This is a genomic window from Aeromonas sp. ASNIH8 (assembly GCF_002919855.1).
In the GTDB taxonomy this organism is placed as follows: Bacteria; Pseudomonadota; Gammaproteobacteria; order Enterobacterales; family Aeromonadaceae; genus Aeromonas; species Aeromonas caviae.
Genome location: NZ_PQLN01000116.1, coordinates 1 through 11,363 on the forward strand (window position 1 = coordinate 1; position 11,363 = coordinate 11,363).

10 protein-coding genes are annotated in these 11,363 nt (G+C 47.4%); all 10 read right to left on the bottom strand.

What is annotated here, in order from left to right; translation table 11 throughout:
- Nucleotides 1–129: 129 nt before the first annotated feature.
- Entirely contained in the window at nt 130–2,307 is a 2,178-nt protein-coding gene (locus C3418_RS20615; RefSeq protein ID WP_103859175.1) for a polysaccharide biosynthesis tyrosine autokinase, read from the bottom strand.
- 55 nt (nt 2,308–2,362) lie between these two features.
- Nucleotides 2,363–2,791: a protein-tyrosine-phosphatase gene (locus tag C3418_RS20620; RefSeq protein WP_043156573.1), complete on the bottom strand. Its 429-nt coding sequence runs from the start codon at nt 2,789–2,791 to the stop codon at nt 2,363–2,365.
- Nucleotides 2,792–2,854: 63 nt separating this feature from the next.
- A complete protein-coding gene (locus tag C3418_RS20625; protein ID WP_103859176.1) occupies nt 2,855–3,970 on the bottom strand; it encodes a polysaccharide export protein in 1,116 nt (371 codons plus the stop codon).
- Between the two features lie 323 nt (nt 3,971–4,293).
- Nucleotides 4,294–5,460, bottom strand: coding sequence for a nucleotide sugar dehydrogenase (locus C3418_RS20630; protein WP_103859177.1), 1,167 nt, complete (start codon nt 5,458–5,460; stop codon nt 4,294–4,296).
- A 12-nt stretch (nt 5,461–5,472) separates the two neighbouring features.
- Nucleotides 5,473–6,486, bottom strand: a complete 1,014-nt coding sequence (locus tag C3418_RS20635; protein WP_103859178.1) for an NAD-dependent epimerase — start codon at nt 6,484–6,486, stop codon at nt 5,473–5,475.
- Between the two features lies 1 nt (nt 6,487).
- Nucleotides 6,488–7,609 (bottom strand): glycosyltransferase family 4 protein, encoded by a 1,122-nt coding sequence (locus C3418_RS20640; protein WP_103859179.1) that lies wholly within the window; start codon nt 7,607–7,609, stop codon nt 6,488–6,490.
- 39 nt (nt 7,610–7,648) lie between these two features.
- Nucleotides 7,649–8,737, bottom strand: a complete 1,089-nt coding sequence (locus C3418_RS20645; RefSeq protein ID WP_103859180.1) for a glycosyltransferase — start codon at nt 8,735–8,737, stop codon at nt 7,649–7,651.
- Nucleotides 8,738–8,759: 22 nt separating this feature from the next.
- Complete coding sequence (locus tag C3418_RS20650) at nt 8,760–9,884, bottom strand: EpsG family protein (RefSeq protein WP_103859181.1); 1,125 nt, start codon at nt 9,882–9,884, stop codon at nt 8,760–8,762.
- Nucleotides 9,885–9,903: 19 nt separating this feature from the next.
- The gene (locus tag C3418_RS20655; protein WP_103859182.1) at nt 9,904–10,977 is read right to left on the bottom strand and encodes a glycosyltransferase family 4 protein; all 1,074 of its coding nucleotides are present in this window, start codon (nt 10,975–10,977) and stop codon (nt 9,904–9,906) included.
- Nucleotides 10,978–11,011: 34 nt separating this feature from the next.
- The coding region (locus tag C3418_RS24545) for a hypothetical protein (RefSeq protein ID WP_219812699.1) at nt 11,012–11,363 on the bottom strand (352 nt) is incomplete at its 5' end.

Below are 11,363 nucleotides of genomic sequence, written 5' to 3' on the forward strand. Positions count from 1 at the left end.
CGGCCAAGCGATTGGGCCGCTGCCCGCAGGAGTGGCTGAGGGCAGTTGTCAGGTCCTGCATCGAGAAAACCGACTACCCGTTCCCGGAGGAGTTGGTGCTGTCAACACCGTCCCGGTGAACGGTTACGATCAGGCTTTGGTTTTATCACCATAGCTATATTGATAATATCCGTAATTACCGTAATAACTGCTGGCTTTCTTTTCTACCGCGTTGAGCAGAATACCCTTGATGACCACACCATTTTGCTCGAAGCGACGAATCGCCACTTCCACCTCTTTCACAGCCGTCTTGGCAAAACGAGCCACCAACAAAGACGCCCCGACATGCTGGCCGACGATGGCCGCATCCGTGACCGCCAGGATCGGCGGGGAGTCGACAATGACAAAGTCGTAATGTTCAGCGGCCCAATCCAGCAGCGCTTTGAAGCGAGGGTGCATCAGCAATTCTGAGGGGTTAGGTGGCACTGCGCCACGACAGACAAAATCGAGCCCGTCAAAGCCAGTCTTGCTGATCACCTGCATCATCTCACTTTGACCCGCCAGATAGGCGCTCAAACCAGCCCCCATCTCTTGCCCCATGACTTTCTGCATATAGCCCTTGCGCAAGTCCGCATCGATGACCAGCACCTTCTTGCCACCCATGGCCAAGGTGGCAGCAAAGTTGGTCGACACGAAGGTTTTACCGAGACCAGGACCAGGGCCCGAGATCATTACGATGTTGTTTTTGGCCTCCATCATGGCGAAATGCAGGCTGGTACGCAGACTGCGCAGCGACTCCATTGCCAGATCGGCCGGATTACGGGCGGCCAGCAAGGCTTCATTGAGTGACATCGCCTGGCGCCGCTTTTTCTTCTGCTGCTGCTCTATCTTGGCCTGATCTTCGGAATAGGGAATAGTGGCGTACACGGACAGCCCCATTTCTTCCAACTGTTCGGGGCTCTCGACACCACGGTGGAATGCCGCGCGCACCAGGATAAGGCCCACTGACAACATGCCTCCAAGCAGCGTCGCCAGCACCACGATCAGCGGCTTCTTGGGCTTGACAGCCCGGGTTTCGACTGCTGCATCATCGATGATACGCACATTGCCGATGGTCCCCGCCTTCATGATATTGAGCTCTTGCTGCTTGTTGAGCAGCTGGACGAAGATCTCCTGGCCCACTTGCACATCACGGGTCAATCGCAAGATGTCCTGCTGGGTTTTCGGCAGGCGCTTGATCGACTTGTTGATATTGTTCTTGGTGTTGATCAGAGTCTGGCGCTTCTCCATCAACGCGATATAGGCCGGATGCTGACGGGTATAGAGCTGTTGCAACTCGGCTTCACGGAAGGTCAACTCATTGAGCTGTTTCTCAATCCCGACCATGGTGTCCAGTGCAGCTTTCGCTTCGAGCGACAGATCAACCGACTCGTTCTGTTGACGATACGTATTGAGCAGCTCTTCCGAACGGTTCAAGTCATCTTTGACCTGGGGAAGATGGGTCTGCAGGAAATCCAGGCTCTTCTGGGCTTCTTCAGTCTTGCGCAGCACGTTCTGCTGGAGATAGTTCTGGCTGATGTTATCGAGCACAGCGCGAATGCGCCCCTTGTCTTCCCCTTCCAGCGCCAGGGAGATGATCCCGGTATTCTTGCCCTTCTCGCTGACCTGAAGATCCCGCTGCAGCTCGCCAATCACATCCAGCAACGGCTGCTTGACCAGGGTAAATTCCTGGCCATCTTGTGCGGCAACGTCTGCGACGAGCAGGGTCACATCCTCTTTTTCGAGTAGCTTGCCCACCTGTCCTTCGAGCACCCGACCTTCCACCGCCAGGGTAAAACGGTTTTCTCCGGTCAAGGTCAAGGTGAAGGGAGTACCAATCAGCTCGGGTGCCACCTCAAAACGACTAATCGCCATCTTGGGATAGGGCTGACCCATCAGACGAGACACACCGCGGCCAATCAGCGGGAAGAAATCGGGGGCCACCACGGTATCAAGGTGGAGCTCTTGTACTGTGCGGCCAAGCACCATGCGAGAGGTCAAGAGTTCTATCTCGGCGGCGGCATCAGCCTGTTCGCCACCCAGCACATCGGCCATATCACCGAGAAGAGCGGTGCCGCTGGCCTTTTTCTCCACTTGCAGCAGGGCATTGGCCTTGAAGACAGGTGTTGCCAACAAGGCGTAAGCAACACCCATCACCATAAAGAAGCCGGTGATACTCACAATCCACCAACGGCCATCGATCAGGTAGCCCAGCAGGCGTCCCAGATCGATCTCATCGTTCTCCACCGCGGCACTGTTTTGCCGGGACGAAACAGAAGAAGTCGTCATTACACAGAGTCCATTTTTATTGTCAGATAAACCCGAACACAGACACAGGCTGTGGTTACAGTTTTTTCACCCAGCCATCGGCGCCACGCACCAGCAACTGATAAACGTGCTCGTAGGCTTCCCGGCTGAGGCGATAGGGATCTGGCACCTCGCACTCCCCCAGCCAGTGGCCAAAGAGCATGGTCTTGCCGCGGGCGCCAGGATCAATGGCGGTCACGGCGGAAATATGCCCTTTCTCCATGACAAGGATGAGATCGGCCTCCTGGCACAACGCGCGGTTAAGCTGACGCGCAACATGCCCTTCCAGCGAGACCCCATGTTGCTGGGCTACTTCGCTAGCGACCTGATCGGCAGGCTTGTCGACCAGGGCGCTCACTCCGGCAGAACGGATATCACGGCCGGGCAAACGCTCCCGCAGCAGACGCTCACCCGTCGGGGAACGACATATATTGCCCACACACACGACGAGAATTTTCTCAAACATATTACTGTCACTCTTTCATCTTCAACCCGATGCCAAGGGCCCCGAGTCAATATCCATTGAGCGTTACCAGTTGCGAACCCGCAACATACCTTCCGTCAACTCGTTAAAGCCATTGATGGAGGGAACCAACTGACTCAACACGCGGTTCCAGCGCGTCACAGGTGCGGTTGTCACATACACAACGTCATAGGGTTGCAACGCAAACTCCGTCCCCATCACCAGCGCAGTGGCGTCACTCAAATCAAGTTGATAGATGGCGGCTTTCTGCTGTGACTTGCCTGCCGGGCGCAATACGAAAATCCCTGTGGCATTGGCAGCATTCTGGTTCAACCCCTCGGCACTGCTCAGGGCTTCCGTCAGGCTCATTCCCTCACGACCAATGGTCAAGGTTGAAGCCTTGTTGACTTCCCCCATGACAAACACTTTCTGGGCATCATTGCGCGGCACATAGAGCATGTCGCCATCGCGCATCAGCTGGTTGTGAGAGAGGTCGCCATACTGCAAGAGATCCTGCAGCGACAGCGGGTATTCCTTGCCCTGGCGAGTCAGGACCACATGGTGCCAATCTGCCGTCGGGCTCAAGCCCCCGGCCAGATTGAAGGCATCGAGCAGCGTCATCGGCACATTGGTGATGGGCTGCGCGCCAGGTTTGGCTACTTCGCCGGAGATGTAGACCTTCTGGGAGCGGAAAGCGGCAATGCTGACATCGACCTGTGGGCTTTCAATAAACTGAGCCAACCGCTTGGCAATATCCACACGGATTTCAGATACCGTTTTTCCCACCACGGCGACCTTGCCGATATAGGGGTAGAAGATGGAGCCATCCGCATGTACCCAGTTACCCGCCTCGCTCGCGCTGCGGTAGGAGCCAGCAGGAATGGTCAACTCCGGGTGATCCCACACCGTCACATTGAGGATGTCGCCAACCCCGATACGGTACTCATAACTGCTGATCTGGCGATTGAGCTCAGGGTTGGCCTTGCCCACCACAGGCGCCTTGCGTAACTCGCTGACCAGTGCTGGCGTCACCGGGTAGACATCGGCCAGTTGATCAACATCAACCGTTCCGGTAGCCACCTCGGTCTTGCCGCTGGTTGAAAGATTGGTACCCGGCACCACAGTACATGCACTGAGCAGAGCCACGGCCGACAACAGAGGGATGAGCTGAATCCTTTTCACTTCCACACCTTATTTAGCTTGCCATCAAAAACTGACTGGAAAAAATCGCTGTATGATAGCGGAGTTCAGGGAAAATCATGAGGAATATTTACCAAGAAAAACGGATAGATCGTCTGAAGACACAAGGCATCAAGCACGAAGTAACCACATGCATAACATGCCCATCAACAACCCCCAACCCAATCGCTTCATATATCGGGTCATGACCCTGCCTGGTCCAGTGGCAGGGTGCCATGATGAAAACATGATGGACGATCCGATATGAGCGACCTTGATAAACGCGCCATGACAGACTGCCCGCAAAGGGCAGCCTGTGTCAGGGATTAATCACTACCAAACAGATCTCGGGTATATACCTTGTCCATGACATCACTCAGCTCATCGACCATGCGGTTTGCCAGAATCACATCGCAGCTTGCTTTAAATTCGGCAAGATCAGTCATTACCCGGGAATGGAAGAATTCGGATTCTGTCAGACTAGGTTCATAGACCACCAGTTCAATGCCTTTGGCCTTGATCCGTTTCATGACCCCTTGAATGGCAGAGGCACGGAAATTGTCCGACCCCGCTTTCATCACCAGTCGATAAACACCGACACGGGATGGATTTTTACGGATCACCGAATCGGCAATGAAATCCTTGCGTGTGGTATTGGAGTCCACAATGGCACGGATCAGGTTATTGGGAACATTGTTGTAGTTCGCCAACAACTGCTTGGTGTCTTTTGGCAGGCAATAGCCACCATAACCAAAGGAGGGGTTGTTGTAATGGCTGCCAATACGTGGGTCGAGGCCGATGCCATCAATCACCTGCCGACTGTCCAGCCCGTGCAGTTGGGCATAGGTATCGAGCTCGTTGAAAAATGCCACTCGCATCGCAAGGTAGGTATTGGCAAACAGCTTGATCGCCTCTGCTTCTGTGCTGTCAGTGAAAAGCACCGGCACATCTTGCTTGATGGCGCCTTCCAGCAGCAGGTTGGCAAATACCTGAGCCCGCTCTGAACGCTCCCCCACTACGATGCGCGAAGGATGCAGGTTGTCATAAAGTGCACGCCCTTCACGCAAAAATTCTGGTGAGAAAATCAGATTGGCACATCCCAACTCCTCCCGCAGCCGAGCAGTAAAGCCCACCGGAATCGTCGATTTGATCACCATGACTGCATCAGGATTGATGGCCATCACATCCTTGACCACGGACTCCACGGTACTGGTGTTGAAATAATTGGTCTCTGGATCATAATCGGTCGGCGTGGCAATGATGACAAAGGCAGCGCCCTGATAAGCCGCCTCTTTATCCAGCGTGGCACGCAGATTCAAATCTCGGCTGGCCAGATAGCTTTCTATCTCTTTATCCACGATGGGAGAGCGGCCCTGATTGATCATCTCAACCTTGCTGGCAATCACATCAACGGCCACCACCTCATGGTGCTGTGCCAGCAATACTGCATTGGACAAACCGACATAACCCGTACCACAAATCGCAATTTTCACAACAAACCTCGCTTACCGCTGCGCGTTATAATAGTTTTTATACCATTCGACAAAGGCCTGAACCCCTTTCTCAACAGACATGACAGGACGATACCCTGTTGCTTCGAAGAAATCTTCGGTGTCGGCCCAGGTGGCATACACATCACCAGCCTGCATTGGCAACATATTTTTGATGGCTTCAATGCCCAACGCCTTTTCCAGGGCATCGATAAAGTCCATCAATTTGACAGGACTACCATTACCGATATTGAAGATACGATAAGGGGCACTGCTGTCAGCGGGTGAACCTTTCTCTGACTGCCAGTCAGGATTGGCAACTGGTACCACATCAGCAATGCGCAAGATACCCTCAACAATATCGTCGATATAGGTAAAGTCACGGCTCAACTGGCCATTGTTATACACATCGATTGGCTGGCCATCCAACATGGCTTTGGTGAACTTGAACAGCGCCATATCAGGGCGACCCCATGGTCCATAGACGGTGAAAAAGCGCAGACCTGTGGTTGGAATGCCGTACAGATGGGAATAGGTGTGCGCCATCAGCTCATTGGCCTTTTTCGACGCGGCATAGAGTGAGACGGGGTGATCGACGGCATCTTGAGTGGCAAACGGCATTTTGCCGTTCATGCCATACACAGAGCTGGAAGAGGCATAGACCAGATGTTTGACACCGTTGTGACGGCACCCTTCCAGGATGGCCAAATGCCCTGCCAGGTTGCTGTCAGCATAGGCAAAGGGATTCTCCAGGGAGTAACGCACACCGGCCTGCGCAGCCAGATGAATAACCCGTTCAAATTGCTCCTTGGCAAACAATTCGGCCATGCCTGCCCGATCGGCTAGATCAAGTTTGCGAAAATCAAAATTGGCTTCACCCGCCAGCCGGGCGAGACGGCTCTCTTTTAACGAGACTTCGTAATAATCATTAAGATTATCGATACCGATAACAGTATGACCTTGCTGACAAAGACGCTGACTAACAGCACTACCAATAAATCCAGCGGCACCCGTGACTAAATATTTCATGTTACGACTCCGATAACACATGTTGATACTGCTCAAGAACCAAAGACTCACTAAAATGACTTACCATAAAGTTACGACTAGCGAGCCCCATTTCCTCACGTTCTCTAATGTCAAGTTCAACTATTTTTTTCATCGCATCAAACAGTGCAACACTACTACGTGGTGAAATCAAATATCCATTCACCCCATCAATGACAGTTTCACGACAACCAACAGAATCGGTAGTAATCAGTGGCAAACCACAACTACCAGCTTCCAACAATGAGCGCGGTACACCTTCACGATAATAGCTTGGCAAGATAAAGCAATCGGCATTATGCAAAGCGGCCACTACATTATCTGTGGTACCTAAATACTCAATAGTACCATTGTGACACGCTTCATCAAGTTCAACTTTTGGTAGCTCTGCTGCTGTACCACCATGTTTACCCAACACTTGAAAGATACAATACGGGTAGATGGCTTTGAGTTGACTGGCTGCGCTAATATATTCCCGAATGCCCTTTTCGAGTAAAAGTCTGGCAGAGAACAAAAATACAAAGGACAGCTGGGTAGAACTTGCAACTTCAAGTGACTTTGCTTGTTGGTAGGTAAAACGATGAACATCAACACCAGAGCCAGGCAGCACACTATTGCGTGTTTTTTTTAACAGCCCCTTTTCTATAAAAAGGGCCCGATCATCTTTATTTTGAAAAAAAACATGTTGGGATTGACTTAAACAAACTCGATAAAGTAATTGCATTAAGTTTTGCAGTAAACCAGAACTGGAAAAGGTACGACCGAGCCCAGCAATATTGTTGATCACTTTGCAACCCAGAAGACCTGCAATAAAACCGCCATAGATATTCGGTTTGGCAGTAAAACCTAAATAGTAATCAGGTTTTATTCTTTTAATAAGCTTACGATAGGCTAACAGTGTAACAATATCTTTAAATGGCGCAATGGAGCTAGAAGCCATTCTGATATCATGCACTACAAAACCAAATTTACGCAGCTTTTCACTATATTGATCTTTTGGGGCGATAATTTCGACTTGATAATTTTTAGCCAGAAAACGAACAAGTTCAAGACGAAAATTAAATATACTCCAACTGGTGTTGGACGAAATGACTATTTTTTTCAAAATAAACTCTTAAAGTTAATGTTATAAATTTAGTAGATACTAAATAGTATATAATTCAAGCCATCTATTAGTAGCTGCCTCTAATGAATAATTTTGAATAACCCTCTCACGCGCTAATTTTCCTTGTGCTTTAGCTGCAGCGTGGCTTAATGATAGTCCTTGTAGTAACCCTTGCGACAGAGCTATGCTATTTTTTGCTGGAACCAAAATTCCGCACTCACCTAGTACCTCTTTAACCCCACCACAATCAGTAGCTACTACCACTCGCTCACAAGCCATGGCCTCGGCAACAACCAAACCAAACCCCTCCCAAGCAGATGAAAGAACAAAAACATCAGCAGCACTCATCCATTTATGGACATCATGTTGCAACCCCAAAAAATGCACCCGTGGTAACAAACCTAATTTTGTAGCCATAGCTTCAATTTTAGCTTGTTCCTCACCGGTACCAATTATCGCCAATTGAGTGCGGCTTAACTCGCCGGGCAATTGGCTAAAGGCGCTTAATAAATTGGGGTAATCTTTTTGTACGTTGAAGCGACCGACAGACAAGATTAATAGAGAATCAGCAGCTAGTTTTAATTGAGCTCGTAAGGCTTCACGACTATCATGATTATAGGTAAAACGCGAGGTATCAATTCCATTATGCATCGCCAGCATACGCTCAGTAGGCACAGCACCTAGTGAAACAAAGGCATCAACAGCCTCTTGGCTTACATTCGTGCTTATATCACATAACTTATCTGTAATACGATATGCAAGCATACGCCCACGCCCACCTTCGCTGGTATTGTGAGCGGTACAAATCAGTTTTGGTATGCGAACGCTCAATCGCAACAGTCGAGAAAACAAGTTGGCGTGCACCATATGGCTATGCACCACATCAGGCTTAAATTGCTTGATTAGCTGTCGCGCTTGCCAATAGGCTTTGATAAACCCTATCGGAGTTTTGGCCATATTGAGTTCTGAGACGTCAATCTTGGAAGATAGCGGGCGGTTAACCGCCTCACCGGTCATCGAGATTAACAAGACTTTATGGCCTTTAGCTGTAAATTGGTCTGCCAAGTCGCAAACTTGCCGCTCCGCCCCACCCATACCTAGGCCAGTAATAATTAACATTAATTTCATTTAAATGCCTTCGAAAAATAGTTTAAAATCGCCTTTTACAATAATCTAGATCAGGATTTATCCTAAGAAGATCTTGACAAACTTTAGCTTCTCTCTCTGTAAAGTTTGATTGTGAAAACCAATAAAACTCATAGTCGCTTAGATATTGTGAAAATAGTGGAGATGCAGTCGGCTTAAGTCCATAAAAAAATACCACAAGCATCAAAATGAAAACATTAAAGTGCTTTCTATTATTTAAACAATTATCGAGGTAAGCATTGAAAGTACAAAAAACAAAAGGTAAGAAATAGTAATGAATTCTATATAAGAAAAATACCATTCGACTTTGTATTGAGAATACAGAATAAAAAACAGCTCCACTTCTATATACAGAGTTAAAATCTCCCGCCCTAATTATAAAAAAATAGACCGCCAAAACAGTATTAATCAACACCCCAGTTGAAAACCCACTTTCACTGAGTGAGCCTGAATTGACATACTGCTGAATCTTAGCTGAAATAAATGATGGAAGAAAAACATCTACAAGAGAGCTATTCAACATATAAATCAACATAAACATGAAACCCTGAGAAATAACACATATCACTATAAGCCTGAACACAGAGGCTCTTCCTGATAAGAACCGCCTTACCACGAAGAATAACAGCCCAAAAACAGCTGAATAATGAAAAGTCATTGCCAACAACAAAAACCAGTAACACCTTTTAGACTTTAATGTGGTCGAATATAAAAAAACCGATAATGCTATTGCTTGTCGTAACTGTTCATTAAGCAAAACCAAGCCAAAAAATGAATAGCAACAAAAAAAAACAAAATTTGATCTTTTAAAACAAGTTGCGTAGCGATAAATGAAGAAAAAACATATTGAATGAGATGCGATAATAATCCATTGAAATGAAAGAGATAAAGCACTAATAATATACATCAGTAAACTAAATGCCGGCTCATAGACAATTGAAAACCCAACCGTTTTATTAAAAAAATTATCAAAAACCAACTTGTAGTTTAGCCAATCATAACCAAATCCCATCGCTGAAGACGAAAAAACAAAGCAAATTATTACTGATAGCTTCAAAATGTTGCGGGATGTAGAAAATGAAGCGATTAGCAATAAAAATAGGATAGCAACATATAATAACTGCCCCATACAAACACCTATATTAATGTCAGTTATTTAAGAGCTCTAGCCAGTTACCTACCGCAACAGGTAAACTAAATCGCTTACTTTCACAGATAGATATATTTATGATATCTCGATAATCTGGTGAATTGAAAATCATAATTGCATCTGCACATCGTTGAGCAAAATCATCTATTGAATTGACTTTAACAAGCCAACCACTTTTATTAATGATTTCAGCCGGCCCTGTATCACAGTCAAATGAAACAATCGGCACCCCATAAGCTTGTGCTTCAATAAGTACCAATGGTAAACCTTCAAAACGCGAACTCATCACAAAAAAAGCCGCATCTTGATAATGTGCGGCGATATTATTGGTTTTTGGCACCAGCTCAGTACTGGCTTCAATATTTAAGTCGCGGCGTAGTTGTCCGAGCATGGCTTTATCTTCGCCATCACCCACTATACGCAAGCGCCAATCAGGGTGCAAGGGAGCAACCTGCGCCCAGGCTTGAAGCAATAGATCGAATCCCTTCTGATAACTAAGCCGACCTACTGCTAAGAATAGTTTCTTCTTATGGGGGTTAATTTCAGTGGGCTGGGAAATCGTGACAGGATTTGGTATAGCAGTGATGTTTGCCTTGCATGTGGTATTGGTAAGCCAGAGTTGTTTATCACGTTCAGTTAACGTGACAACATCATCAGCAAAACGTGCCGCTAACTTGCGAGCTAGTCGGCGGCTAGCTTTACCTAAATCGACGTTGTAGTTGAAATGTTCCCAACAAATATGGCGTATATTCAAACCCAATACAGCTGGTAAGGCGTACAGTGCTAGCATTGACTCTACATCAATTAAAATATCGATGTGATGTTGCTGTAAATAACGCCGTAACTTGCCAATGGCCAAAGGCAAACGCAGCATACCACGCTCCGCCGTAGTAAACAGCTGGCTTATGTGAATACCATCAGCCAATTCAAAAAAAGGCTGATTGCCACACTGTAAGCTCAGCATATGGACTTGATAGCCACGGTGCTGTAATTCACTAGCAATTACCGACGAAACACGTTCGGTACCACCAGCGTTGTTTAGATTACCGATAAAAAAACAAATTCTTTTCATTTATCCCTGCCAGTCAACAAAAGAGCAAACAAGTTTAATCGTGCGCGTTTCGCATTAGCGTGAATTTAAGTCTTACTATGTAACGCATAACGATGCTAGCCAAACGGTATAGCTTTAAGTTCGCAATCATCATGCATAATTTAAAATGCAGGGGAATTTCTGCAGAAAAAACATAAGGGTTCGTATCAGGGAATAGCTGCCAAGTGTCTGTTTTTACAGACTGCCACTCACCATAAATTAAGAATGTTTTTTGTTTAATTTTGAACGTAATCAAATCATTGGCAAAACAAATATCTCTATTTGACTTTAACAAGAAATCACTGACATAGCTTACAGTAGCTAAAATGTCATTTCTCTTCGAACTACTCATCCCTTTCGTAATAGAG